Source organism: Lysobacter sp. Root916 (genome assembly GCF_001429785.1).
Taxonomy (GTDB): Bacteria; Pseudomonadota; Gammaproteobacteria; order Xanthomonadales; family Xanthomonadaceae; genus Lysobacter.
In genome coordinates, this window is sequence record NZ_LMJF01000001.1 from 458,685 (window position 1) to 484,331 (window position 25,647).

22 protein-coding genes are annotated in these 25,647 nt (G+C 68.4%); 15 read left to right on the forward strand and 7 right to left on the reverse strand.

From position 1 onward, the window contains the following. Window positions 1-12 precede the first annotated feature (12 nt). From ASE35_RS02300 to rlmD, 3 genes are all read left to right on the forward strand, one after another. Entirely contained in the window at window positions 13-2,052 is a 2,040-nt protein-coding gene (locus tag ASE35_RS02300) for a hypothetical protein (protein ID WP_057162849.1), read from the forward strand. A gap of 35 nt (window positions 2,053-2,087) precedes the next feature. Next, window positions 2,088-2,693, forward strand: a complete 606-nt coding sequence (locus tag ASE35_RS02305) for a YdbL family protein (protein WP_056173498.1) — start codon at window positions 2,088-2,090, stop codon at window positions 2,691-2,693. Window positions 2,694-2,839: 146 nt separating this feature from the next. Next, entirely contained in the window at window positions 2,840-4,195 is a 1,356-nt protein-coding gene (gene rlmD / locus ASE35_RS02310) for a 23S rRNA (uracil(1939)-C(5))-methyltransferase RlmD (protein ID WP_057162850.1), read from the forward strand. A gap of 98 nt (window positions 4,196-4,293) precedes the next feature. Here the strand turns inward: rlmD and ASE35_RS02315 are convergent, their stop codons facing one another. Further along, on the reverse strand, window positions 4,294-5,625 hold the full coding sequence (locus ASE35_RS02315) for a S8 family serine peptidase (RefSeq protein ID WP_235567128.1): 1,332 nt from the start codon (window positions 5,623-5,625) through the stop codon (window positions 4,294-4,296). Window positions 5,626-6,453: 828 nt separating this feature from the next. Beyond that, window positions 6,454-6,789 carry a hypothetical protein gene (locus ASE35_RS21435; protein ID WP_162259002.1) on the reverse strand — a complete coding sequence of 112 codons (336 nt, stop codon included), beginning with the start codon at window positions 6,787-6,789 and terminating at the stop codon, window positions 6,454-6,456. Window positions 6,790-6,791: 2 nt separating this feature from the next. Between ASE35_RS21435 and ASE35_RS02320 the strand changes: the two genes are divergently transcribed. The 12 genes from ASE35_RS02320 (at window position 6,792) to ASE35_RS02375 (ending at window position 21,061) form a co-directional block, all read left to right on the forward strand. Beyond that, window positions 6,792-7,307 (forward strand): CYTH domain-containing protein, encoded by a 516-nt coding sequence (locus tag ASE35_RS02320; RefSeq protein ID WP_057162851.1) that lies wholly within the window; start codon window positions 6,792-6,794, stop codon window positions 7,305-7,307. A 268-nt stretch (window positions 7,308-7,575) separates the two neighbouring features. Further along, window positions 7,576-8,571 carry a beta-N-acetylhexosaminidase gene (gene nagZ, locus ASE35_RS02325; RefSeq protein WP_057162852.1) on the forward strand — a complete coding sequence of 332 codons (996 nt, stop codon included), beginning with the start codon at window positions 7,576-7,578 and terminating at the stop codon, window positions 8,569-8,571. Further along, window positions 8,571-9,140: a hypoxanthine-guanine phosphoribosyltransferase gene (locus ASE35_RS02330; protein ID WP_056173511.1), complete on the forward strand. Its 570-nt coding sequence runs from the start codon at window positions 8,571-8,573 to the stop codon at window positions 9,138-9,140. Before nagZ ends, ASE35_RS02330 begins: the two co-directional genes overlap by 1 nt. Window position 9,141: 1 nt before the next feature. After that, on the forward strand, window positions 9,142-9,915 hold the full coding sequence (locus ASE35_RS02335) for an S-methyl-5'-thioinosine phosphorylase (RefSeq protein ID WP_057162853.1): 774 nt from the start codon (window positions 9,142-9,144) through the stop codon (window positions 9,913-9,915). A 192-nt stretch (window positions 9,916-10,107) separates the two neighbouring features. After that, a complete protein-coding gene (locus ASE35_RS02340; RefSeq protein WP_056176409.1) occupies window positions 10,108-10,314 on the forward strand; it encodes a cold-shock protein in 207 nt (68 codons plus the stop codon). Between the two features lie 121 nt (window positions 10,315-10,435). Next, complete coding sequence (locus ASE35_RS02345; RefSeq protein ID WP_057161272.1) at window positions 10,436-11,677, forward strand: NAD(P)/FAD-dependent oxidoreductase; 1,242 nt, start codon at window positions 10,436-10,438, stop codon at window positions 11,675-11,677. Window positions 11,678-11,751: 74 nt separating this feature from the next. Then, window positions 11,752-13,389, forward strand: coding sequence for an acyl-CoA dehydrogenase family protein (locus ASE35_RS02350; protein WP_157489222.1), 1,638 nt, complete (start codon window positions 11,752-11,754; stop codon window positions 13,387-13,389). 49 nt (window positions 13,390-13,438) lie between these two features. Beyond that, entirely contained in the window at window positions 13,439-13,918 is a 480-nt protein-coding gene (locus ASE35_RS02355; RefSeq protein WP_235569979.1) for a L,D-transpeptidase family protein, read from the forward strand. Window positions 13,919-14,350: 432 nt separating this feature from the next. Further along, window positions 14,351-15,556 (forward strand): S1 family peptidase, encoded by a 1,206-nt coding sequence (locus tag ASE35_RS02360; protein WP_157489223.1) that lies wholly within the window; start codon window positions 14,351-14,353, stop codon window positions 15,554-15,556. A gap of 448 nt (window positions 15,557-16,004) precedes the next feature. Continuing rightward, a complete protein-coding gene (locus tag ASE35_RS02365; RefSeq protein ID WP_057162855.1) occupies window positions 16,005-17,174 on the forward strand; it encodes a S1 family peptidase in 1,170 nt (389 codons plus the stop codon). Window positions 17,175-17,710: 536 nt separating this feature from the next. Then, window positions 17,711-18,943: a S1 family peptidase gene (locus ASE35_RS02370; protein WP_057162856.1), complete on the forward strand. Its 1,233-nt coding sequence runs from the start codon at window positions 17,711-17,713 to the stop codon at window positions 18,941-18,943. Between the two features lie 936 nt (window positions 18,944-19,879). Further along, on the forward strand, window positions 19,880-21,061 hold the full coding sequence (locus ASE35_RS02375; protein ID WP_057162857.1) for a S1 family peptidase: 1,182 nt from the start codon (window positions 19,880-19,882) through the stop codon (window positions 21,059-21,061). 59 nt (window positions 21,062-21,120) lie between these two features. On the opposite strand, the gene ASE35_RS02380 is transcribed toward ASE35_RS02375, so the two are convergent. The 5 genes from ASE35_RS02380 to ASE35_RS02400 are packed head-to-tail and all read right to left on the reverse strand — an operon-like array spanning window position 21,121 to window position 25,507. Next, complete coding sequence (locus ASE35_RS02380) at window positions 21,121-21,489, reverse strand: MmcQ/YjbR family DNA-binding protein (RefSeq protein ID WP_057162858.1); 369 nt, start codon at window positions 21,487-21,489, stop codon at window positions 21,121-21,123. Window positions 21,490-21,509: 20 nt separating this feature from the next. Further along, on the reverse strand, window positions 21,510-23,291 hold the full coding sequence (locus tag ASE35_RS02385) for an ABC transporter transmembrane domain-containing protein (protein WP_057161266.1): 1,782 nt from the start codon (window positions 23,289-23,291) through the stop codon (window positions 21,510-21,512). Continuing rightward, the gene (locus ASE35_RS02390; protein ID WP_056173537.1) at window positions 23,288-23,890 is read right to left on the reverse strand and encodes a YigZ family protein; all 603 of its coding nucleotides are present in this window, start codon (window positions 23,888-23,890) and stop codon (window positions 23,288-23,290) included. The genes ASE35_RS02385 and ASE35_RS02390 overlap by 4 nt, the downstream gene beginning before the upstream one ends. Window positions 23,891-23,900: 10 nt before the next feature. Beyond that, the gene (locus ASE35_RS02395) at window positions 23,901-24,956 is read right to left on the reverse strand and encodes a hypothetical protein (RefSeq protein ID WP_057162859.1); all 1,056 of its coding nucleotides are present in this window, start codon (window positions 24,954-24,956) and stop codon (window positions 23,901-23,903) included. Further along, window positions 24,953-25,507 (reverse strand): RNA polymerase sigma factor, encoded by a 555-nt coding sequence (locus ASE35_RS02400; protein ID WP_056173542.1) that lies wholly within the window; start codon window positions 25,505-25,507, stop codon window positions 24,953-24,955. Before ASE35_RS02400 ends, ASE35_RS02395 begins: the two co-directional genes overlap by 4 nt. Window positions 25,508-25,647: the final 140 nt, after the last annotated feature.

Genomic DNA, 25,647 nt, shown 5'->3' on the forward strand with positions numbered 1-25,647 from the left:
ATGCTGCCGGCTATGTCGTCTCCGATAGTACGCCTGCTGCTGTGGATGTCGCTTCCGGGTTTTTGCCTGGCCGGCGACGCCTGCGCGCGCAGCCTGAACGCGAAGATCGGCCGGATCGAGACCGCCGTCGCAAGTTTGCGCGAGGTGCAGGTGTCGCTGGACTGGCCGGCACAGGCGAAGCAGGGCGAGCTGCGCCTGCGCGCGGCCAGCGTGGTCGCGCCCGACCTGGGCTACCGATTTGCCGACGTGAGCTGGCGCTGCCCCTTGCAGCGCGACGGTCGCGGCGGCTGGCGTTGCGACGGCGAGCTGCGCTCCGGGCGCGCCGCGCCCTTGCGGCTGGCGTTGGACTTGGGCGTGGCGGTCACCGACGCGCGTCTGTCGCGCGGCGCGGCGGTGGTCGCGCTGCACCGCAATGCGGCCGCGCCCGACGCGACCCGGATCGATCTGACCCGGGTGCCGCTGGCCTGGACCCAGGCCCTGGCCGCCCAAGCCTGGCCGGAGGCGCGTTTCAAGGGCGGCGAGCTCGACGCCCGCCTCACCGTCACCGCCGCCGAGCGCCAACCGCTGCGCGTGGCCGGCCCGATCAGCCTGCGCGGCGGCGCCTTCGATACGCCCGACGGCACGATCGCGGCCGAGCACCTGGGCGCCGAACTCGCGCTGGACGCGCGCTTCGGCGAACTCACCCGTTTCGACCTGGACGGCCGCCTGCGCGGCGGCGAATTGCTGTTCGGCAACGCCTACCTGTCGTTGCAGCAACGCGATGTCGCCGTGGAGCTGACCGCGCAGCGCCAGGGCGCGCAGGGTTGGCAGCTGCCGCGCCTGCTGTGGCGCGACGAAGGCGTGCTCAGCGCCGAAGGCCGCGCGGCACTCACGCCCGACGCCGGCCTGGACGCGCTGGAACTGGATCTGCGCAGCGCGAACCTGACGCCCCTGCGCGACGGCTATCTCACCGGCTTCCTGGGCCTGGCCGGCCTGGGCCAGTTGCAGCTGCGCGGCGCCATGCAGGCGCGCGTGCGCGTGGCCGGCGGCGAGCTGCATGCGGCCGACGCCAGCCTGCAGGACGCCGCCATCGACGATCCGCAGGGCCGCTTCCGTTTCGACGGCCTGGCCGGCAACCTGCGCTACTCGGCCGACGCGCCGGTCGCCAGCGCGCTGAGCTGGAGCGGCGGCGCGCTGTACGGCCTGGACTTCGGCCCCGCGCAGCTGCCGTTCACCAGCGGCGCGGGCGAATTGCGCCTGCAACGCACGGTGAGCTTCCCCATGCTGGGCGGGCAGGTGAGTTTCGACGGCCTGCGCCTGCGTCCGCCGGCGGGAGAACACGGGCTCGACATCCGCTTCGGCCTGGGCCTGGACCGGCTCGACATCGGCCGCATCACCAAGGCCGTGGACGGCCCGGCCTTCAGCGGCGAGCTCAGCGGGCGCATCCCGCAGGCGCACTACGCCAACGACCGCCTGGATTTCGACGGCGGCCTGACCATGCAGCTGTTCGGCGGCAGCGTGAGCGTGTCCTCGCTGGCGATGGAGCGTCCGTTCGGCGTCGCGCCCACGCTCTCGGCCGACATCGCGCTGGACGATCTGGATCTGGAGTCGCTGACCGGCGTGCTCGGTTTCGGCAGCATCACCGGCAAGCTCGACGGCCGCATCGACGCCCTGCGCCTGGTCGACTGGCAGCCGGTCGCGTTCGACGCCCACCTGCGCACCGAGCGTAAGCGCGGGGTCCGCCAGCGCATCAGCCAGCGCGCGGTCCAGGACCTGTCCAGCGTGGGCGACGCCTCCTTCGTCGGCAGCCTGCAGGGCATGCTGATCGGCTTCTTCGACGACTTCGGCTACGCGCGCCTGGGCATCTCCTGCCGGCTCGCCGACGAGGTCTGCCATATGGACGGATTGGGCCCGGCCAGTAAGGATTCAGGCGACAAGGCCTTTATTATCGTCCAGGGCGCGGGACTGCCGCGGCTGGACGTGGTCGGCATCAACCGCCGGGTCGACTGGCCGACCTTGCTGGAACGGCTGGAAGCCGTCGGCAAGGGCGACGTCAAACCCGTCGTCGAATAATCCCGTCGTAGAACATTCTTCAGAAGGAAACGAACATGCGCCGTTGGATGGGTTTGCCGGTCGCCGCCGTGATGCTCACGGCCTGCGTCACGATCAACGTGTACTTCCCGGCCGCCGAGGCCAAGGAAGCGGCCAAGGAGTTCGTCGAAAAGGTGATCGGCGACGACACCCAGCCGGCCACCACGCCGGCTCCGGCGCCCAAGCCGGGCGGGCAGAGCGCCTCGCTGGGCCCGCGCATCGACTGGCTGTCGCTGGTCGGCATCGGCAGCGCCTATGCGCAGTCCTCGCCGGACATCACCATCAAGACGCCGGCGATCCAGGCCATCCAGGCGCGCATGAAGGGCCGTTTCGACGGTCAGCTGCGCGCGCACTTCGATTCCGGCGCGCTGGGTTTCGGCAACGACGGCAGCATCGACGTGCGCGACGCGGCCAAGATTCCGCTGGCCGAGCGGGTCGGCGTGAACCAGGCGGTGGCCGACCAGAACCGCGACTCGGCCGCGGTCTACCGCGAGGTCGCGGTGGCCAACGGCCATCCGGAATGGGAGCCGCAGATCCGCAAGGTGTTCGCGCGCCAGTGGACCGACAGCGCCCGTGCCGGCTGGTGGTACCAGGACGCCGGCGGCGGCTGGAAGCAGAAGTAATCGGGGCTGGAATTCGGGGTTCGGCACTCGAGGTCTCGGTTCAATCCTCCTACGGATCGCTTGCCGCTGCGTTGCCGCCTGAACCGAACCCCGAATCTCGAATCCCTAATCCCGGCCTTTCTGCGACAATGCGCGGCCTTTGATTCCTGCCAGCAGCTGTGGCCCGCATCGATCAAACCCCCTTCGAGGCCGCCATCGGCGGCCTCACCCATGATGGCCGCGGCGTCGCCCGGCGCCCGGACGGCAAAGCGGTCTTCATCGCCGGCGCCTTGCCCGGCGAACGCGTGATGGCCAAGCAGACCGCGCGCTCGCGCAGCTACGACGAAGCGGTCACGCTGGAGGTGCTGGAAGCCTCGGCCGATCGCGTGGTGCCGCGCTGCCAGCATTTTGGCACCTGCGGCGGCTGCGCCCTGCAGCACATGGCCGAGGATCAGCAGATCCTGGCCAAGCAGAACGTGCTGCTGGAGAACCTCGAGCGTATCGGCCATGTGACGCCCGAGCGGGTCCTGCCCGCGCTCACCGATTCGGCTTGGGGCTATCGCCGCAAGGGCCGGTTCTCGGTGCGTCGGGTCGAGAAGAAGGACAAGACCCTGGTCGGCTTCCGCGAGACCGATCCGCGTTTCGTCGCCGACATCGTGCGCTGCGAGACCGTGATCCCCGCGATCGGCGACAAGATCGCCGCGCTCGCGGCGCTGGTCGATGGACTGCAGGCGCGCCGCGAGATTCCGCAGATCGAGTTCATCGCCGGCGACGCCATGCTCGACGACGGCGACAACGCGCACGGCGGCGTGGCGCTGACCTTCCGTCATCTGGCGCCGCTGTCGGACTCCGACCGCGAGGCTATCGTCGCGTTCGCGCGCGAGCATCGGTTCGCGGTATTCCTGCAACCCGGCGGCGTCGACAGCGTGCATCCGCTATGGCCGACCGAGCCGCGTCTGGCGTTCTCGCTGCCGGAGTGGAATCTGGAGCTGGCGTTTCGCCCGCTCGACTTCATCCAGGTCAACGCCGGACTCAATGGCCGCATGATCCAGCATGCGCTGGACCTGCTGGCGCCGCAGCCGGACGACCGGGTGCTGGATCTGTTCGCGGGCCTGGGCAATTTCACCCTGCCGCTGGCGCGCCAGGTACGCGAGGTGGTGGGCGTGGAAGGCGAGGCGGGCTTGGTCAAGCGCGCACGTGAGAACGCCGAGCGCAACGGACTGACCAATGCGCAGTTCTATGCCGCCGATCTGGGCAAGGATCTCAGCGGCGAAGCCTGGATGCGCGAGGGTTTCGATCGTCTGCTGCTGGATCCGCCGCGCTCGGGCGCCGATTTCGTGCTGACCCAGCTGCCCTTGAAGCAGTTCAAGCGCATCGTCTACGTGAGCTGCCATCCGGCGTCGCTGGCGCGCGATGCGGGCTATCTGGTGCGCGAGAAGGGCTGGAAGCTGCGCGCGGCGGGGGTGATGGACATGTTTCCGCACACCGCGCATGTGGAGTCGATCGCGCTGTTCGAGCCCTGATGCTTAGGCGGCGGCTGACGCTGCCTTGTCCGCAAAAAAAGAACCCGGCCTAGGCCGGGTTCTTCCGTATCGCTAACGCGCTGGGTTGCTGTTGCGGTTCAGAACCCGCTGACGTCCAAACGCCCGCCGGTGACCGTCTTCCCGCTCAGCGACGGCGTGGGCACGGCCGCGTTCATGATCGCGGCCTTGATCTGCTGCGCCGTCGAGCCGGGATGGCGCGAGGCGTAGAGCGCGGCGGCGCCGGTGACGTGCGGGGTCGCCATCGAGGTGCCGTTGTAGCTGGCGTAGCCCGACACCAGCTTGCCCTTCGAGCTGACCGGCACCGTCGACGGAATCGCGTAGCCGGGCGCGCCGATGTCGACCGTGGTGACGCCGTAGTTGTAGACCAGGGCGCCGGTGTTGCGCAGCGCCGCCACCGACAGGATGTTGCTATTCGGATACGCGGCCGGGTAGCACGCGCCGGAGGTGTTGCCCTCGCAGTTCACGCTGTCGTTGCCGGCGGCCACCACGAACAGGATGTCGGCCTGACCGGCGCGGTCGATCGCATCGCTGAGCGATTGCGAGAACGGACCGCCGCCCCAGGAATTGTTGGTGGCGACGATGTTGAGGCCGTGGCGGGTCTTGAGGTCGTTGAAGTAGTCGATCGCGCGCACGGCATCGGCGGTGCTGCCGCTGCGGCGGCCGAGGAACTTGGCGCTGATCAGCTTGACGCCGCTCCAGCACACGCCGGCCACGCCCTTGCCGTTGCCGCCGACGCCGGCGATGGTGCCGGAGACGTGGGTGCCGTGATCGTCGCTGGCGCCGCCGGAGTTGATGTCGTTGGTATTGCCGTTGAAATCCCAGCCGTGCACGTCGTCGACGAAACCGTTGCCGTCGTTGTCGATGCCGTCGGCGGCGTCGTAGGGATTGGTCCAGATGTTGGCGGCCAGATCCTCGTGCTGCCAGTAGATGCCTTCGTCGATCACGCCGACGATCACGTTGCCGCATGCGGTCGAGCCGGTGTTCCAGGCTTCCGAGGCCTGCGAGCCGTACTGGTTGTTGGGGCTGCCGACGTCGCCGTACATGCCCCACAAGGTGCCGTTGGTGTAATACGTATCGTTGGAGAACGCATCGTGATGCAGGAGCCAGTTCGGCTCGGCGTATTCGACGTCCGGGTCGTTGCTGAGCGCGCTCACGGCGGCGGCGAGGTCGACGTTGGCCGGCAGCCTGAGCAGCGACAGCTCGCCGCGCCCGCCCTTGCCGGGGCGCACGGTCTGCACCTTCTGCGCGCCGAGGCCGCGCTGTACCGCATCGCTCGCGCCGGCATTGGCGCCGTCGCGGTACTTCACCAGCAATTCGCCGCTCGCGTGCGCGCGACCTTCCTTCAAACCTTTCAGCGCCAGATCGGGCCGTCCGCCCGCTTGCGCGACGAAGGATGTTCCCAGTGCCATGGCTACTGCGCCTGCGATCAAACCGACGCGGATACGCTTGTTCATAAGGCTAAAGACCCCTGGTAAGACCGCCCAGGCAGAGGGCGGCTGCGGGCGAATGTAGCGGGAAAATCCCAGGATGCTTGCTGCATCGCAGCGCGTAATGCCGCGGCAGGCTGGGATTGCTGCCAAGTAGGCACATCAAGCGTGCCATTGAGGATCAAAATCACTCTTATGTGCGGCTATTCATAAAAATTCTGGCCAGGCTCGGGCTGCCGCGATCGCGTCTGGACGGGGCTAAGGGTGCGGAAGTGTCGCGGGTGAGCTTTTAGACCCTGGCTTCTTCATTTGCGGGGCGAAATCGTGCGTTTACGAGTTGCAGTTTCGTGCACGGCTGAACGCAAGCAGGTTCTTGCTCCTAGCTCCCTCCTTTGGGAAAGGGTGAAGCCGAGCGGCTTACGAACCGCAGGTTCGTGCACGGCTGAGCGCCGGCAGGCTGCGCCTGCTGGCCGGGCGGGTTGGGGAGGATTTGCTTTGGTTCTGCTCTCGTCTCTTCGTCACGAAGGTCAACGGCTTCCGCCTGCTGCACATGCGGGTCACCTTCTCTTGCTCTTAGCTCCCTCCTTTGGAAAAGGGTGAAACCGTGCGGCTTACGAGCCGCAGGTTCGTGCACGGCTGAACGCCAGCAGGCTCTTGCTCCTAGCTCCCTCCTTTGTAAAAGGAGGGTTGGGGAGGATTTGCTGTTGCTTTGCTGTCGCCTCTTCTGGCCGAAGGTCAAAGGCTTCCGCCTGCTGCGCATGCGGGTCACTTTCTCTTGCTAGCCCAAGAGTCCGTCTGGATTCCCTTCGGTCAAAAGTAACCAAAGAGAAGGGCCCTGCGGGTTCGGAGCTGGCGCGGGGATTTTTCGAATGGACGTCCCTGTCCATTCGAAAAACGGCGCGCGTCCTGCGCGCCGCCCTTCGGGTCTACGGGTGGTCGAGTGAGTGCGTTGCTTTTGGATTTCAATGCCGCGGCAACGGCAACGGCAACGGCAACGGCAACGGCAACGGCAACGGCAACGGCAACGGCAACGGCAACGGCAATGGCAATGGCCGATTGGGCGACGGTTGGGCCGATTGACGGTATCGTTGCGCGGTCTGATTTGAACAAGACGGCTGTGCGGTCATGGCCGGCGCTACGGGGCATGCATGGGTATCGAAATCGAACGCAAATTCCTGGTCTCGGGTGACGGCTGGCGCGCCGCGGCGCGTGAAGTCGTGCCGATGGCGCAGGGGTATCTCAACGATCTGGCGATCCTCGACAGCGGTGCGATGAAGGCGTCGGTGCGGGTGCGCATCGCCGGCGATGCGGCGTATCTGAATTTGAAGTCGCGCGAGCTGGGTCATACCCGGCAGGAGTTCGATTACCCGATTCCGGTCGCCGATGCGCGCGCGCTGATGGTCTTGTGCACCGGCGGCACGATCGACAAGCGTCGCCACTACGTCGAGCACCAGGGTCACCTGTGGGAGGTCGATGAGTTCCTGGGCGACAACGCCGGGCTGGTGGTGGCCGAACTGGAGCTCCAGCACGCCGACGAGGCCTATGCTCGCCCGGACTGGCTGGGCCGCGAGGTGACCGACGCGGCGCGCTACTACAACCTGGCCCTGGCCACGCGCCCCTACGCCGACTGGAGCGCCGACGAGCGCTCCGGCCAGGCGCCCTGAATTTGGCCTCCCTCTTTGGACAGGGGAGGGCGTGTGTTTAGTAACCGCAGGTTCGTGCGCGACTGAACGCCGGCGGGCTGTCCGCGGGCCGGGTTCAGAGCGACGCTCTCCAGGCGCAAAGCCGGATCCAGCCATCGTTGCCATTTCGTGAAACGCCCCGAAACCGCCGCCGCCGCGCCCGCAGGGGCCCCGGGCTACGCCTGTAGCGGCTTCTGCGAGACAATGGCCCCGCGCAGTCAGCGCAGCCATACCCGCTAGGAGTCCCCGCATGCTCGTGATCGGCGTCGCCGGTACCGAACTCACCGCGCAAGAGCGCGACTGGTTGCAGCACGATGCCTGCGCCGGCGTGATCCTGTTCACCCGCAACTTCGCGTCCAAGGCGCAGGTCGCCGAACTGTCGGCCGCGATCCGCGAGGCCGCGCCGCGTCCGCAGCTGATCTGCGTTGACCAGGAAGGCGGGCGCGTGCAGCGCTTCCGCGAGGGCTACAGCGCGCTGCCGGCGCTGGAAGGGTTCGGCCGCCGCTACGCGAGCGATCCCGCCGCCGCGCTCAAGCTGGCCGAGGAACACGCCTGGCTGATGGCGCAGGAAGTGCAGGCCAGCGGGGTCGACCTCAGCTTCGCGCCGGTGGTCGATCTGGGGCGCGGCAATCGCGCCATCGGCGATCGCGCCTTCGACGCCGATCCGCGGATCGTCGCCGAGTTCACCCGCGCCTACGTGCGCGGCATGCATGCGGCCGGCATGGCCGCGACGCTCAAGCATTTCCCGGGCCATGGCTCGGTGCTCGAGGACACCCATTTCGACAACGCCGTCGATCGCCGCAGCCTGGACGAGATGCGCGCGACCGATCTGATTCCGTTCGTCGCCGGCATCGAGGCCAAGGCCGATGCGGTGATGATGGCGCACGTGGTCTATCCGGAGATCGCGCCGGAGCCGGCCGGCTATTCGCCGCGCTGGATCGAGGAGATCCTGCGCAAGGAAATGGGCTTCCGCGGCGTGGTCTTCAGCGACGACATCGGCATGGCCGCCGCGTTCTCGGTCGGCGGCGTCAAGGCGCGCATCGACGCGCACCTGGACGCGGGCTGCGACGTGGTGCTGGTCTGCCATCCGAACCTGGTCGACGAATCCTTGGCCGCGGTCGCCGGCCGCAAGCTCAACACCATGGCGCTGACCGGCCTGATCGGTCGCGGCGCGATGGGCTGGGACGGCCTGATCGCCGATCAGCGCTACGGCGACAGCCGCGGTCGCGTCGAGGGCCTGGCCTGATGAGCGCTAAAACCGGCAACGGCGCCGATCTGGCCGCGGCGCTGCGCAACGCCGATCTGCTGTTCGACCGCAAGACCCTGGAGCAGGCGATCGCGCGCATGGCCGACGGCATCCGCGCCGACTACGCCGGCGAGCGGCCGGTCTATCTGACCGTGATGCATGGCGGCCTGCCGTTCGCCGCGCAGTTGGCGATGGAACTGGGCGAGCGCGGCCTGGATCTGGAATTCGACTACCTGCACGCCACCCGTTATCGCGGCGCGACCTCGGGCGGCGAGCTGGTCTGGAAGCACCGTCCGGCGACCGCGCTGAGCGGGCGTCGCGTGCTGCTGGCCGACGACATCCTCGACGAGGGGCACACCCTGCATGCGATCCGCGAATGGTGTCGCGAGCAGGGCGCGAGCGAAGTGCGCATCGCCGCGCTCGCGGTCAAGGCCCACGATCGCTGCGTGCCGGGCATCTGCGCGGATTACGTCGGCATCGAAGTGCCGGACCGTTACGTGTTCGGTTACGGCATGGACTACCACGAGCAGGGCCGCAACCTGCCCGCGATCTACGCATTGAAGGACTGAGATGGGCGAGGCAAGCATCGATCTGGCCGTCATCGGCGGCACCGGCCTGTACAAGCTGGCCGAGCTGGCGGACGTGGAAACCCATCAGCCGCTCACGCGCTACGGCGCGCCCTCCGGTCCGATCCGGATCGGCACGCTGGGCGGGCGTCGGGTCGCGTTCCTGGCCCGCCACGGCGAAGGCCATTCGCTGCCTCCGCATGCGATCAACTACCGCGCCAATCTCGCCGCCCTGCAGGCGCTGGGCGCGCAGCGCGTGCTGGCGCTCAACACCGTCGGCGGCATCACCGAACGTTTCGGCCCGCGCGTGCTGGCCTGTCCGGATCAGCTGATCGACTACACCTGGGGACGCATATCGACCCTGTGCGAGGTCGATGCCGAAGGCCGCGGCGGCGGCGAAGTGCTGCACGTGGATTTCGGCGAGCCGTATACGCGCAGCCTGCGCCAGGCGGTGATCGCGGCCGCGCGCGAGGCCGGCGTGGCGATGGTCGACGAAGGCTGTTACGGCGCCACCCAGGGGCCGCGTCTGGAGACGCGTGCCGAGATCGCGCGCATGCGTCGCGACGGCTGCGATCTGGTCGGCATGACCGGCATGCCCGAGGCCGGACTGGCGCGCGAGCTGGGCCTGGATTACGCCTGCCTGGCCATCGTCGCCAACTGGGCCGCCGGTGCCGGGCCCGATCCTGACGAAATAATCACGCTGCAGGACGTGCTCGATCATGTCGCCGCGGCGACCGCGGAACTGCCGAAATTGCTGGCGACACTGCTGGCAAAGTGATCTGCATCGCAATTTTTCTGACGCTCAGCGTCAGTCGGCCGTTGCGTCGCGGTTTCTTGCGTCGCGACATCCGTATTCGTCCGCCAGATGCTTGTCATCATCCTGTTCAGTTTGCATATACTCGCGATGCGTCTCGGTCGCCCCGACGCGATGGCGCACGACAAACGCATCCAGCATGAGGTCAATAAGGATATGCAGTACGGCACCGTGAAATGGTTCAACGACGCCAAGGGCTTCGGCTTCATCTCGCCCGAAGACGGCAGCGCCGATGTATTCGTCCACTTCTCCGCCATCGTTGCGAAGGGATTTCGCAGCCTGCAGGAAGGCCAGCGCGTCAGCTACCAGCTGACCCAAGGACCGAAGGGCGCGCAGGCGTCCGAAGTGACGCCCGCGGCGTGATCGATTTGCTGGGTCGACGCTTGCGGATGCGCTGCTCGCAGCCGCGATCCGGCCCGGTCTGTGTTCCAGGCCCCGCTACGGCGGGGCTTTTTTCTTGGCGCCATGCGCTTAGGAGTCGCGCATGAGTACCCCGTTGCGCATCGGCATCGTCGGCTACGGCAGCGGTGGCCAAGCCGCCGCCTTGCTGCTCAGTCGCGACGGCCACGATGTCGAAGTGTTCGAGCGCGCACCGGTGCTCGGCCCGGTAGGCGCGGGCTTCCTGCTCCAGCCCACTGGATTGGGCGTGCTGTGGGAACTGGGCTTGCTCGACGCCGCGCTGCGCTACGGCGCGCGCGTGCGACGTCTGTACGGCGAGACCGTGGCCGGGCGCGCGGTGATGGACATGCGCTATCGCGAATTGCACCCGCGCTATTTCGGCCTGGGACTGCAGCGCGGCGCGCTGTTCGCCCTGCTGGACCAGGCCTGGGACGAGGGCCGGCGCGTGCACTGCGGCCGCGACATCGTCGCCCTCGATCACCCGCGCGGTCTGCTGCGCGACGCCGATGGCGACGAGCACGGGCCCTACGACCTGATCGTCGTCGCCAACGGCGCGGCCTCGTTGCTGCGCGCGGGCGTGGCGGCGCCCGCGCTGGACCGGCCTTATCCCTGGGGCGCGCAATGGTGTCTGGTCGAGCGCGGCGATTGGGCGTGGCAGGACGAACTGCGCCAACGCTATGTCGGCGCGCGCCGCATGATAGGCATGCTGCCGGTCGGCAGCCGGCCCGGCGACGCCAGCGAACGCCTGAGCTTCTTCTGGAGCTTGCCGGTCGCGGCCTTGGACAGCGACGCGGTACGGGACGAGAGCGCCTGGCGCGGCGCGGTCGCGGCGGTGTGGCCGGAGGCGGCCGCGCGCCTGCGCGACACCGCCGTGCCGCAGGGACTGGCGCAGGCGCGCTATCGCGACGCGGTCGCGCGGCGCTGGCATCGCGATCGCGCGGTGTTGCTGGGCGACGCCGCGCACGCCATGAGCCCGCAACTGGGGCAGGGCGTGAACATGGCGCTGCTGGATGCGCTGGCGCTGCGCGACGCGCTGCGCACGCAACCCGACATTCCGCACGCTCTGGCGCACTACCAGAGTCAGCGCCGCAAGCACGTAGGCGTCTATCACTTCTGGAGTCGCTGGCTCACGCCGCTGTTCCAGTCCGATTACGACCGCATCGCCGCGCTGCGCGACCGGGTGTTCCATCCGATGTCGCGGGTGCCGGGCGGGCGCGGGCAGATGCTGCGCGTGCTCACCGGCCTGCGCAGCGGCTGGTTTGGCGCGCTGCCGTTGGCGCCGACCTTCCTGGAGGCGCTGGAGCAGCGCATGGGCGAGCAGCCCTGAGCGAGCGCGGCGGTCGCGATCGGCGCGCCGGACGCTCTAGAATCGAAGCTCGCGCCGTTCGCAGGGAGTCGACGATGTCCGAGCTGCCGCCGTTCGCGACCCACCGGGTCGAGAATCAACCGCCGCCGTTCGCGCCGCGCGATCTGTGGCGCGACGACGCGGCCTTGCGCGACGCGGTCGCGCGCGAGGGCGGCGGCGACCACGTCGCCCGGCTCTCGGCGTATGCGGCCCTGGCCGGCGACGCGCTGTATGCGCTCAGCTTCGATGCCCACCGCGATCGGCCGCGTCTGCGCAGCCACGACCGCTATGGCCAGCGCATCGACCTGGTCGAGTTTCATCCCAACTATCACGCCCTGATGCAGGCCGCGATCGAGCACGGCGTGGCCGGCTACTCCTGGCATCACGGCGGCGCCGGCGCGCATGTGGCGCGCGCCGCGCTCAGTTACCTGCACCATCAGGTCGAACCGGGCACGAGTTGTCCGCTGACCATGACCCACGCGGCGTTGCCGGTGCTGCGCCATGCGCCCGCGCTGGCGGAGTGGGCGCGCAAGGCCGCCGCGCCGCATTACGACGGTCGCGACCTGCCGATGGGCGACAAGGCCGGCGTGACTCTGGGCATGGGCATGACCGAGAAACAAGGCGGCTCGGACGTGCGTGCGAACCAGACCGTGGCCACGCCGCTGTCCGGCGACGAGTACCGCCTGGTCGGGCACAAGTGGTTCTTCTCGGCGCCGATGTCCGATGGGTTCCTGGTGCTGGCGCAGGCACCGGCCGGGCTGAGCTGTTTCCTGCTGCCGCGCTGGCGCCCCGACGGCAGTCGCAATGCGCTGCGCCTGATGCGGCTCAAGGACAAGCTGGGCGACTGGTCCAATGCCTCGTCCGAAGTCGAGTTCGAGGGCGCCTGGGCCCAGCGCATCGGCGACGAGGGCCGCGGCGTGGCGACCATCATCGAGATGGTGATGCTGACCCGTCTGGATTGCATGCTGGGCTCGGCCGCCGAGATGCGCATGGCGTTGGCGCAGGCGCTGCATCATGCGCGCCATCGGCAGACGTTCGGAAAGCATCTGGTCGAGCACGCGTTGATGCGCAACGTGCTGGCCGACCTGGCGATCGAGGCCGAGGCGGCGTTGCAGTTCTCGCTGCGGGTCGCGCGCGCGGTCGATCGTGCGTCGCTGGATGCCGGGGAGGCTGCGTACGCGCGCATCGCTACGGCGGTGGGCAAGTACTGGATCTGCAAGCGCGCCCCGGCCTTCGTCAACGAGGCCCAGGAGTGCCTGGGCGGCGCCGGTTACGTCGAGGAGTCGCTGCTGCCGCGGCTGTACCGGCAGGCGCCGCTGAATTCGATTTGGGAGGGCAGCGGCAACATCCAATGCCTGGACGTGCTGCGCGCGCTGGCGCGCGAGCCGGAGGCGGGACATGCGGTGCTCAACGAGTTGCGCCGCCACCTCGGTGCCGACGCGGCGCTGGATGCGCGCATCGCCGAACTCGAACCGGTGCTGGACGGCCGCGTGCGCATCGAGGAAGGTCAGGCACGGCACTGGGTCGAGCGCCTCGCGCTGGCGATGCAAGCCGGCGTGCTATTGGACGCGCGCAGCCCCTGCGCCGAAGCCTTCTGCCGCAGCCGACTGGGCGGCGCGCACGGTCTGGCTTTCGGCACCCTGCCGGGCGATGTCGACTACGCGGCGATCCTGCAGCGGGCACTGCCGGAATGAACCTGCCGCTGCGGACGTCGTTGTGGCTTGCGTTGTTGGCGATAGCGGGTTGCGCCCAGGACGACGACCGCACGGTGCCGGTTCCGCCTACGGGCGCGACGCGCCGGTCCTGCTGCCGTCCGCGCAGCGCGCCGATCGCATCGTGATCGACAAGTCCGAGCGCCGCATGGATCTGCTGCGCGAGGGCCGGGTGATCGGCCGGTACCGCATCGACCTGGGCGACGCGCCGCAGGGTCACAAGCGGCGGCGAGGCGACGAGCGCACCCCCGAGGGCGAGTACCGCATCAGCGATCGCAATCCCAGCAGCGCCTTCCACCTGTCGTTGCAGGCGTCGTATCCGAACGAGCGCGATCGTCGGTGGGCGCGCGAGCTGGGCGTCGACCCCGGCGGCGACATCATGATCCATGGCGGTAGCGCGCGCTGGTGGCGCGAAGACTGGACCGACGGCTGCGCCGCGGTCAGCGATGACGAGATCGAGGAAATATGGCGTCGAGTACCGACGGGCACGCCGATCCGCATCCAGCCATGAACGCGATTTCGAGCCGATAGTGCCTGCAAACGCAGCAATCGGCGCTATCGAAATGCGGTCGCATCACCCACAAAGTGCCGCGCGCGTGTAGCAGCGCAAGTATCGGTTGCGTTCGTCGCTGCGCCCGCATGACGCGCGCGATTTTCGCTCGAGTTTTCCGGCATCCCCATCGATCGCATCCGACGATGCGCGCTATCGCATGCGTATATCCATTCCTGTGATCCGCTTCCAACTTTTATGCGGACCGAGTCGATGCGTGCGGCTTGTTGCATCGTTCGCGGCTCTGTTGTCGTGGACGCGCCTGCCAACGAATCGTGCCTAACAAGCATTCGACGGCAGACGGCCGATGCGACGCGCCGCGTCGCTTCTATCCACCGATCCGAACGGGTCGTCCACGCTACGGGCAATCGCTCGTCAAATGAGGAAGTCGTCATGAAGGGATCCAAGATAGGTCGTTCATTGTTGTCGTTGGTCGTCGCTTCCGCCGCGCTATCGGGCCACGCCATGGCCGCCGAGGAGCTCGATCCGGGCCTGAGGCTGGCCATGCAACGCGACCTGGGCGTGGCGCCGCATCAGCTGGCGCAGCACCAGAAGGCCGAGCGCCTGGCCGAGGGTCAGGCCCAGGCGATGGAGCGGAAACTCGGCGCCAGCTTCGCGGGTAGCTGGATCGAGCGTCGCGCGGACGGCAGCTTCGCCGCGGTCGCCGCGACCTCCGGCGCGGGCAAGGTGCTTGCCGCGCCCGGCGTCGAAGTGCGTCGCGTGCGTCACAGCCTGAGCGCCTTGCGGTCGGCGATGTCCTCGCTGGACGCCAGCGCGCAGCGTCGCATCCCAGGTATCAGCAAGCCGATGACCGGCGTGCATTCCTGGTACGTGGATCCGACCACCAATTCGGTCGTGGTGAGCGCCGCTCCGGACGCGCTCGACCAGGCGATCGATTTCGTCGCGGCCAGCGGCGCCGACGCCTCGACGGTGCGGGTTGTGCAATCCGCGACCGTGCCGCGCCTGGCCGCGACCATCCGCGGCGGCATCGAGTATCAGATGCCGACTTCGGGCGGCACCTTCCTGTGCTCGGTGGGCTTCCCGGTGACGCGCGGTAGCGTCAAGGGCTTCGCGACCGCGGGCCATTGCGGTGGGCAGGGCCAGACGGTGCGGATCGGCGGCGTCACCGTGGGTTCGTTCACGCAGTCGCATTTTCCGGGCAACGACCGCGCCTGGGTGACGGTCGGCAACAGCCACACCTTGGTGGGTCAGGTCACCAACTATGCCGGCGGCTACGTCTCGGTGCGCGGCAGCACCGAAGCCGCGATCGGCGCTGCGGTGTGCCGCTCCGGTCGTACCACTCAATATCGCTGCGGCACGATCACGGCCAAGAACGTCACCGTGAACTACCAAATGGACGACGGCTCGATCCTGACCGTGCGCGGCCTGAGCCAGGGCAATGCCTGCGTGGGACGCGGCGATTCCGGCGGCTCCTGGATCACCACCGCCGGTCAAGGCCAGGGCGTGAGCTCGGGCGGCGAGCTTGCGGACGACGGCACCAACAGCAATTGCAACATTTCGGCTTCGCAGCGCGTCAGCTGGTTCGAGCGTTTGAATCCGATCCTGAGCCAGTACGGCTTGACTCTCGTGACGCAGTAAGCGCCCAGTAGCGCAAGCGACCACGAACGCTCCCGCCCGTGGAGCGTTCGCGGTCGCGATGTTTCTTCGAACGCTTTAGCTGCTCCGGTCGCGCCCGCATGAGCCGCCCGATTGGTTGGGATATTCCACCCGCAGCGTCGTTGCCGTGCGACTCGGCTGGGTCGGTTGGCGTACGTCCTTACGCGCGTATATCCGTCGTGACGCGACCTTCACCGCGATGAACGTCGCCCGGGAGCGTTGCGGTCTTGTGATTCGATTCAAGCTTCCGCTGTGATCCCGGCCTGTGCATGGCGATTGCCGTGGACGCTCGGCTTTGCTTCCTTGAACGGGCCTGTTCTCACGTCGTGGCACGGAACGCGCCCGAGTTCAGGCCGCCGCCGATACGCGGCGCCGCGGCCCACCCCGGGCCGTCCCCGAGCGCATACGCTCACTCAAGGAGAAACTCGCCATGCAAGGTACCAACGTACGTCGCTGCCTGCTCTCGCTCGCCATCGCCAGCGCGGCATTCAGTGCCATCGCCGCGGATCCGACCGATCCGGTCCTGAAGTCGGTTCTGCAGCGCGACCTGGGCGTGATGCCGGCGCAGTGGTCGCAATACCTGAAGACCGAACGTATCGCCGAACAGCAGGCTGCCCTCGCGCAACGCCGCTTCGGCGCGGGCTATGCCGGCAGTTGGATCGAACAAAAGAGCGACGGCTCGTTCGCCTTCGTCGTCGCCACCGCAGGCGCGGACGCCTCGCCGGTGGCCGGCGCCGAAGTGCGGCGCGTGCGCTACAGCCTGGGACGGCTGCAGTCGGCGATGGACCGGCTCGACGGCGGCGCGCAACAGCGCGTGCTGGGAATCAGCAAGCTCTACGGCGGCGTGCATTCGTGGTACGTCGATCCGCAGAGCAACTCGGTGGTGATCGCGGTGGCGCCAGGCGCGACCGACGAGGCGGTGGACCTGGTCGCGGCCAGCGGCGCCGACGCCGGTGTCGTGCGGTTTGTCGAATCGGTGGGCGAACCGCGTCTGACCGCGACCATTCGCGGTGGCATCGAATACACCATCAACAACCAGTACCTATGCTCGGTCGGCTTCTCGGTCACGCGCGGCGCGACCAAGGGCTTCGTCACCGCCGGCCATTGTGGTTCGGCCGGCGCAACGGTGCGGGTGGGCGGCGCGGCGGTGGGCTCGTTCGCGCAATCCAACTTCCCGGGCACGGATCGCGCCTGGGTTCAGGTCGGTTCCACGCATACGCTGCAGCCGCAGGTCAGCAACTATGCCGGCGGCAACGTGATCGTGCGTGGCAGCACCGAGGCGGCGACCGGCGCGGCGGTCTGCCGTTCGGGCCGCACCACCGGCTATCGCTGCGGCACCATCACCGCCAAGAACGTCACCGTGAATTACGCCGAGGGTACGGTGCGCGGCCTGACGCGCTCCAACGCCTGCATCGGCGGCGGCGACTCCGGCGGCTCCTGGATCACCACGGCCGGGCAGGCCCAGGGCGTGAGTTCGGGCGGGCAGATTCCGCAGGGCAGCACCAACAACTGCGGCGTGGCGCAGGCGCAGCGGGTGACGTTCTTCGAGCGCCTGACGCCGATCCTCAGCCAGTACGGTTTGACCCTGCTCACGCAGTAAGGGTTCTTCGGTGCAACCGGCCCGGACGCTCCCGCCCAGGGAGCGTCCGCGGTCGTTCGGCAGCTTGGGCTAGGTGATCGCGGTCGCATAACGCGATTTCGATGGCGACGCGCATCTTATGCTTTGGTCGTAGGCGTGGGATCGCACTGAGCGCACAAGCGCCAATGAAGTGTGCGGATCTCCTACCGTTCGCCGGCCCGATATCTCACCGTTTGCGTAGCCGCGGCGTGTGCGTGATGCATTCAGTGCCACGCAGGCGCAGGCTCGTGCCCGAGAGTTAAGCGCGCTGTAGCGCACGTTGTCGTTGTACTCGCCGAATTTCGTCGCCACCTGTCCGCACCGCGAGCGCGCTTTGTGCCATCGCACCCGAGTCGCGGGCGAGGTCGCGCGTCCAGGCACATTCCTGCCGTCTTGCGGGACCCGCATGCGATTGCTTCTCTGTTTTCGTCGCGGCGCCCAAGAGCGCGCGATGGCCGGCACTCGCATCTTCGTGGATGCGCAGCGGTGCTCTCTTCCTCCCGCCTGGAGTACTCCGTATGCCCGTTATCTCCGCCAAAACCCGAAACCTGCCCCTGCGCGCGATCGCATGCGCCGGCCTGACCCTGCTGGCCAGCGGTGGCGCGGTGGCCGCCGACGAATTGTCCAGCGAAGTGAAGAATGCGATGCGGCGCGATCTGGGGCTGAGTTCCCAGCAGCTGGGCCAGTATCTGAAATTCGAAGGCGCTGCCGCCACCGAAGAAGCCGCGGCCAAGCGCGCCCTGGGCGCCAGCTATGCCGGCAGTTGGCTGGAGCGCGGTGCCGATGGTTCGTTCCGTCAGGTGGTGGCGACCTCCGGCAGCGGCAAGGCCCTGGCCGGCCGCAAGGGCATCGAGCTGCGTCGCGTGCGCCACAGCCTGTCGCATCTGAACGACACGATGGCGTCGCTGGACCGCGGCGCGAAGTCGCGCATTCCCGGCATCAGCAAATCCCTGGACGGTGTGCATGCCTGGTACGTCGATCAAACGACCAACACCGTGGTGGTCGAGTTGGCGCCCGGCGCGACCGACGCCGCGGTCGACTTCGTGGCCGCCAGTTCGGCGGACGCCGGCGCGGTGCGCTTCGAGACCAGCCAGGGCGAGCAACAGGCGATGGCGGCGATCATGGTCGCCGGCGGCTTCGAATACACCTATCCCGTCGGTCAGTACACCTCGTACTGTTCGGTGGGCTTCATGGTCATGCAGAACGAGCACAAGGGCTACGCTACGGCCGGACATTGCGGCAAAGCGGGCCAACAGGTCTGGATTGCCGGCAATCTGACCGGGCATTTCGTGTTGTCCGATTTCCCGAAAAGCGACAAGGCCTGGGTCACGGTATACCCGGAGCATACGATCGCGCCTTGGGTGGTGGACTACAACCACAACAACTTCATCACGGTGAAGGGATCGGTTCCGGCGCCGGTCGGTGCGGTGGTCTGCCGTTCCGGCAGAACCACCGGGACCCGCTGCGGCACGATTACGGCCATCAACGTCACCACGCAAGCCAATACCAGCGCGGGCGTGGTCACCTGGAGCGGCATGACCCGCACCAATGCCTGCGGCGGCAAGGGCGATTCGGGCGGCTCGTTCTTCACCCCGGCCGGACAGGCCCAGGGCGTGACCTCGACCGCGAATCTGTTGGGGCCGGAGCCCTTCGCCCACAACTGCATGCATTCGCAGAACAAGGTTCAGACCCATTTCACGCCGATCAACCCGATCCTCAGCACCTACAGCCTGACCTTGGTGACCGGCTAATCGCCATCGCAAGCACGGCCCGGAGCTCCCGTCACGACGGGAGCTCCGGGTTTTAGGTCTGCTTGCGTGCATGCGATGACGCCAGCGCATGGCGGTACCGACCTCTTTGCTTGGGCGGCCATCGTGGCCCGCGCAGGCGCTCTTGCGCGCCGACAGTAGCGTTGCTCGCGACGTTGGATGCCTGCATGTAGGTCGCTGTCCACATTCCAGTTGCCGTCGCTGTCGATGACGGTCGCGGCAGCAGTTGCGCCGAGTGCAAGGCGTGTGCCTTTGAGTCATGGCGGATTGCCAAATAGTCCGTGCAAAAGTCATGCGCCCTGTGTGCCGCATTTTTTCGGGTATCGAAACGGGTGCGAATATTTTCACGCGCGCACGCAGATCTCGATGTCGTTCCTGTGATTGCAGTCCTGTTTTCGGCGGTTCGCGCTCTTGCGATCGGCTTGTACGGACTGTCGTGCAGTTGATCTTCTAAAAGCGTCCGCAATCGCGATGTCGATTTCGACGCAGTCGGTTCCATCCCGACGGTCATGGCGGTGCTGACGATGAGATTCAGCAATCCCACCGGTTTTCGCACATTCGAGTAACGGCCATTTATCAGGAGGAAATCGCCATGCAAGCCTCTTCCGTTCGCTGATCGCCACCGCCGGGCACGGTCAATGCATGAGTGCGAAGGCGATATGCCGAATCGGCAGAACGACCAGTGCGAGGTCGTGCAAGCGCAGCACGCGAGCTGTTTTTGACGTCGCGATCCTGTCCCCGGTCATGACGGCTCGACTTTGTTCACGCAGTTCGTTCGCGCGAAGCGTTCCCGTCTCTCGTGGGAAAGCTCCGCCGCGTCACCAGGCAATGCCCGCCACGTTCGTGTTTACCCATCGTGGTGGTTCCGACGATGTCAATTCCCCCGAGCGGAAACGCTCAACGCATCAGGAGTTCTCCATGAAGCATTCCAAATCCAAGCGTTCGCTGCTGCCGCTGGTCGTGGCCTTCGCGGCCATTTCTTGCGGTAGCGCCATGGCCGCTGACGAAGTGTCGCCGGTGCTGAAGGCGGCGATGCAGCGTGATATGGGCGTCAATGCCCAGCAGATGTCGCAATACCTGAAAACCGAGCGGGTATCGCAATCGCAGGCGGCGTTGGCCCAGCGCCAGCTCGGCGCCGGCTATGCCGGTAGTTGGATCGAGCGTAAAGCCGACGGCAGTTTCGTTTTTGTCGCCGCCACCGCCGGCGCCAAGGCGCTGGCGGTGCCGGGCGTGGAGTTGCGCCGCGTGCGTTACAGCCTGAGCCGGCTGCAGTCGTCGATGAGCCAGCTCGACAGCAGCGCCCAGCGCCGCGTATTGGGCATCAGTAAGCTCTACTCCGGCGTGCACTCGTGGCATGTGGACCCCACGAGCAACAGCGTGGTGGTGACGTTCTCCCCCGGCGCCAGCGAGGAAGCGATCGACCTGGTCGCGGCCAGCGGCGCCGATGTCGCGACCGTGCGCTTCGTCGAATCGGCGGACAAGCCCAGCCTGGTCGCCACCATCCGCGGCGGCATGCTGTATGGGTTCAGCCCCGGCGCCACCCTCGGCTGCTCGGTCGGCATCCCGGCCAGGCGTAGCGGCATTGCGGGCTACGCGACCGCCGGGCATTGCGGTTCGGTCGGTACCCGCGTGTATGTGGGCAATTCGACGTTGGGATCGTTCACGCACTCGAACTTCCCCGGCACCGATCGTGCGTACGTCCAGGTCAGCACCGCCCATACCGTGTTGCCCGAAATCACCGACCACAACGGCGGCGTAGTGCCCGTGCGGGGCAGCGTCGAGGCGGCGATCGGTGCGGCGGTCTGCCGCTCGGGCTATCGCACCGGGTACCGCTGCGGCTCCATTACCGGCAAGAATGTCACCGTGAACTACCAGGAAGGCACGGTGAGGGGCCTGACCCAGTCCAGTGCCTGCGCCGGTAAAGGCGATTCCGGCGGCGCTTGGATCACCCCGGCCGGTCAGGCGCAGGGTGTGACCTCGGGCGGTAACGTGGGCGCGGACGGGACCAACTGTTCGCTGCCTACGTCGCAGGTCAGGATGTACTTCGATAGGCTCAACCCCATCCTCAGCCAGTATGGGCTGACGCTGATGACGCGGTAAGCGTCGGCCAGGGAACGCCTCGCTCCGGCGGGGCGTTCTCCTCGCGGCTCAGGTTACGGTCACGGGTCGATGCCGTTCAGCACCAGCGCACGACGCTTGCGGCTGAGTTTGCCCAGCGCTTCCCGATACGACCACTCCACCAGCTCGCGCAGGTAGTCGGCCGGCACGCTGCGCACGTCGACGATGGTGATCCAGCGGAAGCGGCCCATCCAGCGTGCGGGCTTGATCCCGGGCACGCCGGTCAGCTCCAGGAAGCGATCGGGCGTGACCTTGATGCTGAAGCGCCAGCGCTCGGGTTCGCTGGTCTTGAAATAGGCGAAGGTCTTGTCGCCGACCGCGTAGGTGAGGATGTTGGACGGGTGGCCGTGCAGGGTGGACACGGCGCCGGGGAACTTCGCGCAGAACTTCTTCAGCTGGGTCGTGTCCATGCCGGCGCGCGTCCTCGGGCTCAGTCCAGGAACTGCAGCTTCGCCAGTTCCGCGTACAGACCGTCCTGAGCCAGCAATTGCTCGTGGCTGCCCTCGGCGACGATGCGGCCGCGGTCCATGACCACGATGCGGTCGGCCTTGAGCACGGTGGCCAGGCGATGCGCGATCACCAGGGTGGTGCGGCCTTCCATCAGGGTTTCCAGCGCCTGCTGCACCGCGCGTTCGCTCTGCGCATCCAGCGCGCTGGTGGCCTCGTCCAGCAGCAGGATGGGCGCGTCCTTGAGCAGGGCGCGCGCGATCGCGATGCGCTGCTGCTGGCCGCCGGACAGGCGCGCGCCGCGCTCGCCCAGTTCGGTGTCCAGGCGCTCGGGCAGGGCGTCGATGAAGTCGGCGGCGTGGGCGGCGCGCACCGCGGCTTCGACCGCGGCATCGTCGGCTTCCAGGCGGCCGTAGCGGATATTGTCGCGCGCCGTGGCGGCGAAAATGGTCGGTTGCTGCGGCACCAGGGCGATGGTTTCGCGCAGCGCCGACGGGTCCAGCCGGCGCGCGTCGATGCCGTCGACGCGGACCGCGCCGGACTGCGGATCGTGGAAGCGCAGCAGCAGCGAGAACACCGTGCTCTTGCCGGCGCCCGAGGGGCCAACCAGGGCTACGGTTTCGCCTGGACGCACGCGCAGGGTGAAGTCGTCCAGCGCCGGCAAGTCCGGGCGCATCGGGTAGTGGAAGGTGACGTCGTCGAACGCGATCTCGCCGCGTACCGGTTGCGGCAGCGCCTCCGGCTGCGCGGGCGCTTCGATCGCGCTGTCCTCGTTGAGCAGTTCGCTGATCCGGCCCATGCCGCCGGCCGCGCGTTGCAGATCGTTCCAGACCTCGGCCAGGGCGCCGACCGAACCGCCCGCGATCAGGGCGTAGAGGATGAACTGGCCCAGGGTGCCGGCGGTCATGTGGCCGCGCGCGACTTCGTGCGCGCCCGACCACAGCACCAGGGTGATCGCGCCGAAGATCAGGGTGATCGCCACCGCGGTGACCAGCGACTGGATGCCGATGCGCTTGCGCGCGGTCGCCACCGCGATCTTGAGCGCGGCGTCGAAACGGCCGCGTTCGTAGGGTTCGCGCGCGTGCGCCTGTACGGTGCGTACCGCGCCCAGGGTTTCGCTGGCCAGGGTGTTGGCGTCGGCGACGCGGTCCTGGCTGGCGCGCGAGATCTTCTGCAGGCGGCGGCTGCCGATCACGATCGGCAGCACCGCCAGCGGAATGCCCAGCATCGCGTAGGCGGCCAGACGCGGTTCGGTGATGAACAGCATGGTGATGCTGCCGATCACCGTGATCGAGCTGCGCAGCGCGACCGACATGCTGGAGCCGACCACGCTGCGCAGCAGTTCGGCGTCGGCGGTCAGGCGCGAGACCAGCTCGCCGCTGCGGCTGCGGTCGTGGAAGCCGGCGTCCAGGCCGATCAGGTGGGTGTACAGCTGCTGGCGCAGATCGGCGACCACGCGTTCGCCCAGCAGCGAGACGAAGAAGAAGCGCGCGGCGGTGGCCAGGGCCAGCGCGACCGCGACACCGAACAGCAGCACGAAGGCCTGATCGATCGCGCCGCCGCCCTGGGTGAAGGCCTGGTCGATCATGGTCTTGAACGCCGGCGGCAGGCTCAGCGTGGCGGTGCTGGACGCGGCCAGGGCGACCAGCCAGGCGATGAACAGCCCCAGGTGCCGGCGCACGAACGGCCACAGGGTGCGCAGGCTGCCGATGGGCGCCTTGGCGGCAGCGGTCGGAGCCGGCGGGGTGTCGGCGGTGTCGGTCATGGGGTATCGGCGTCTTCGGCGCGCAGGCGTACCCGATCACGAGTGGCGTCGCGCAGCTGCGCTTTCAAGGCGTCGAGGCGGTTTTCGGGCAGGCGAATGCGCATGCGGGCGCCCGTGGCGTCGAAATCCTCGTCCAGCTTGTCGGCGCCGTGGGCGGCCAGGGCTGCGTGCACGGCGCCGGTGTCCTCGAAGGCGTAGCTCAGGCTCGCGTTGCGCAGCACGATCAGTTCGCGCCGCTCGGCCCGGCGCAGGCACTCGGCCGCGCAGCCGCCGTAGGCGCGCACTAGGCCGCCGGCGCCGAGCTTGATGCCGCCGTACCAGCGCGTGACCACGGCCACCACGCGGTCGTAGCCCTGGCCCTCGATCGCGGCCAGGATCGGCCGGCCGGCGGTGCCGGCCGGTTCGCCGTCGTCGTTGAAGCGGTACTGGGCGCCGATCCGGTACGCCCAGCAGTTGTGGGTGGCGGCGGGGTCGGCGACGCGGGCGAGGAAGGCCAGCGCGGCCTCCGGCGTGTCTACCGGCGCGGCCAGGGCCAGGAAGCGGCTGTGCTTGACCTCGATTTCGTGCGAGACCTCGGCCGCCAGCGTGGCCGCGCTCAAGCCGCGAACCTCATCGCTGCAGCGGACGCAGGTCGTCGGGAATGCGCACGCGCGGATAGGTCTTGCGGAACAGCTTGAGACTGGCGCGGGCGTCGTCGACGTCGCCAGCATCGCGGCGGGCGCGGATGCGTTCCAGCCATTCGGCGCGTTCCAGGCGCGCGTCCTCGCGCAGCGGCGGCAGCACGATCGCGACGTCCTGCGCACTCTCGATGTCGGCGCGCTTGATGCGCGAGCCGGTGACCTCGATGCGGTCCAGCGTGGTTTCCTGCTTGGCCTCGGCTTCGCGGCGCTGTTCGGCGGCTTCGGCGGCGCGGCGCGCCTTGGAGGGGCTGAGGCTGAAGGGGTCCGAGTCCTGTCCCGGCTTGGCGGCCGGCGCAGGCGGCGCGTAGTCGGGCGCCCTGTAGAAACCGGACATGTTGCCCGCGGCGTCGGCGGCTGCATCGGCCGGCGCGGCTGCGTTGGCCGCGACGCCCTTATCGGTGCGTTGGCGACGCGCGCTGGGCGCGGCCGGCGAGGGCGCGTCGCTTTCGTAGAAGGTGTAGCCGTCGGCGGCTTGCGCCGGCGCTTCGGCGGCCGGCTTGGCGGCGGACGCCGCGAGCGGCGGCGCCGCAGCCACCGACGCGGCGGCCGCATCGGCGGACGCCTGCGGCGCGGGCCGGCTCATGTTGGCTTGCGGTAGCGCGGGCGCGGCCGGCGGAGGCGGCGGCGCGATGGTCTGGCGCGGGCGCGCGATCATCTCGGCGCTGGTGAAGGCGCCGTCGGCGGGCTCGTGGATCGGCGCCTCCCGCGAGGGGCTGATCGGGCGCAGCTGCCAGACCACGCCCACCGCCAGGGCCATGGTCGCGGCCACGCCGACGCCGGTGATCAGGCCGCCCGGGATCGCGCTCAGGGCCCAGCGCCGCCGCGTACGCTGCGGCGGGCGCGAACCTGCCGCAGCGGCATGCGCCGCGGCCAGGATCTTCGCGTCCAGCGCGGGCGAGGGGCCGTCGTGCGGCCCCAGCCGCGCCAGGCGGTCGGCCAGGGCGCGTTCTTTGGGCGACAACGGATCGGGGGTGTTGCGCTTCATTCGTTCAGCCTCAGCCGCAGCTTGTCCATCGCGTAGCGCAGCCTGGATTTAACCGTTTCGCGTCCGGCGCCAGTGATGTCGCCGATCTCTTCGAGGCTCAGCTCCTGCTCCAGCCTCAGCAGCACCACCTCGCGCTGCTCTTCGGGCAATTCCTCGATCGCGCGCTGCAAGCGGCGGCGCTGTTCGAATTCGGACAGTTCGCGCTCGGGCGTGGTCGGATCGGGCACGCGCGCGGCGCGCTCGTCGCCGTCCTCGGGGGCGGCGGGGCGGTGCTTGAGACCGCGCCAGTAATCGTTGAGCCGATTGTGAGCGATCCGGAACAGCCAGGTGCTGAACGCGGCGTCGGGCTTCCAGCCGTGGCGCGCGGCGATCACGCGCTGCCAGACGTCCTGGAAGAACTCGTCGGCCAGCGCCGAATCGCGCACCTGGCGCAGCAAAAAGCGGTACAGCGGGCCGCGGTGGCGGGCGTACAGGGTCTCGAACGCCGTCGTATCGCCGCCCGTCCAGGCCAGCATCAATACGTCGTCGCTCGCGTCCGCAGCCGAATTCATCCGCGGCAGGGTACGGGTTGGCGCCGCCGACGGGAAGCCATGGGCCTCCCTCCGGACGGCCCCAGGGTGGGGGGCGATCGCCAGGTGCATGTCCAGACGAACGGCCCAAGGGCCGCGACGGGGTTGGCGGTTCGCGGCCG

What these genes read in the sequence shown, in the direction of transcription:
- nagZ (WP_057162852.1), top strand. Translation starts at nt 7,576, where the DNA reads ATGCTCGTGATCGGCGTCGCCGGTACCGAACTCACCGCGCAAGAGCGC.
- ASE35_RS02360 (WP_157489223.1), top strand. Translation starts at nt 14,351, where the DNA reads ATGAAGGGATCCAAGATAGGTCGTTCATTGTTGTCGTTGGTCGTCGCT.
- ASE35_RS02375 (WP_057162857.1), top strand. Translation starts at nt 19,880, where the DNA reads ATGAAGCATTCCAAATCCAAGCGTTCGCTGCTGCCGCTGGTCGTGGCC.
- ASE35_RS02365 (WP_057162855.1), top strand. Translation starts at nt 16,005, where the DNA reads ATGCAAGGTACCAACGTACGTCGCTGCCTGCTCTCGCTCGCCATCGCC.
- ASE35_RS02305 (WP_056173498.1), top strand. Translation starts at nt 2,088, where the DNA reads ATGCGCCGTTGGATGGGTTTGCCGGTCGCCGCCGTGATGCTCACGGCC.
- ASE35_RS02350 (WP_157489222.1), top strand. Translation starts at nt 11,752, where the DNA reads ATGTCCGAGCTGCCGCCGTTCGCGACCCACCGGGTCGAGAATCAACCG.
- ASE35_RS02300 (WP_057162849.1), top strand. Translation starts at nt 13, where the DNA reads ATGTCGTCTCCGATAGTACGCCTGCTGCTGTGGATGTCGCTTCCGGGT.
- ASE35_RS02335 (WP_057162853.1), top strand. Translation starts at nt 9,142, where the DNA reads ATGGGCGAGGCAAGCATCGATCTGGCCGTCATCGGCGGCACCGGCCTG.
- ASE35_RS02370 (WP_057162856.1), top strand. Translation starts at nt 17,711, where the DNA reads ATGCCCGTTATCTCCGCCAAAACCCGAAACCTGCCCCTGCGCGCGATC.
- ASE35_RS02345 (WP_057161272.1), top strand. Translation starts at nt 10,436, where the DNA reads ATGAGTACCCCGTTGCGCATCGGCATCGTCGGCTACGGCAGCGGTGGC.
- ASE35_RS02315 (WP_235567128.1), bottom strand. Translation starts at nt 5,625, where the DNA reads ATGGCACTGGGAACATCCTTCGTCGCGCAAGCGGGCGGACGGCCCGAT.
- ASE35_RS02400 (WP_056173542.1), bottom strand. Translation starts at nt 25,507, where the DNA reads ATGAATTCGGCTGCGGACGCGAGCGACGACGTATTGATGCTGGCCTGG.
- ASE35_RS02385 (WP_057161266.1), bottom strand. Translation starts at nt 23,291, where the DNA reads ATGACCGACACCGCCGACACCCCGCCGGCTCCGACCGCTGCCGCCAAG.
- ASE35_RS02395 (WP_057162859.1), bottom strand. Translation starts at nt 24,956, where the DNA reads ATGAAGCGCAACACCCCCGATCCGTTGTCGCCCAAAGAACGCGCCCTG.
- ASE35_RS02340 (WP_056176409.1), top strand. Translation starts at nt 10,108, where the DNA reads ATGCAGTACGGCACCGTGAAATGGTTCAACGACGCCAAGGGCTTCGGC.
- ASE35_RS02320 (WP_057162851.1), top strand. Translation starts at nt 6,792, where the DNA reads ATGGGTATCGAAATCGAACGCAAATTCCTGGTCTCGGGTGACGGCTGG.
- ASE35_RS02380 (WP_057162858.1), bottom strand. Translation starts at nt 21,489, where the DNA reads ATGGACACGACCCAGCTGAAGAAGTTCTGCGCGAAGTTCCCCGGCGCC.
- ASE35_RS02330 (WP_056173511.1), top strand. Translation starts at nt 8,571, where the DNA reads ATGAGCGCTAAAACCGGCAACGGCGCCGATCTGGCCGCGGCGCTGCGC.
- ASE35_RS21435 (WP_162259002.1), bottom strand. Translation starts at nt 6,789, where the DNA reads ATGCCCCGTAGCGCCGGCCATGACCGCACAGCCGTCTTGTTCAAATCA.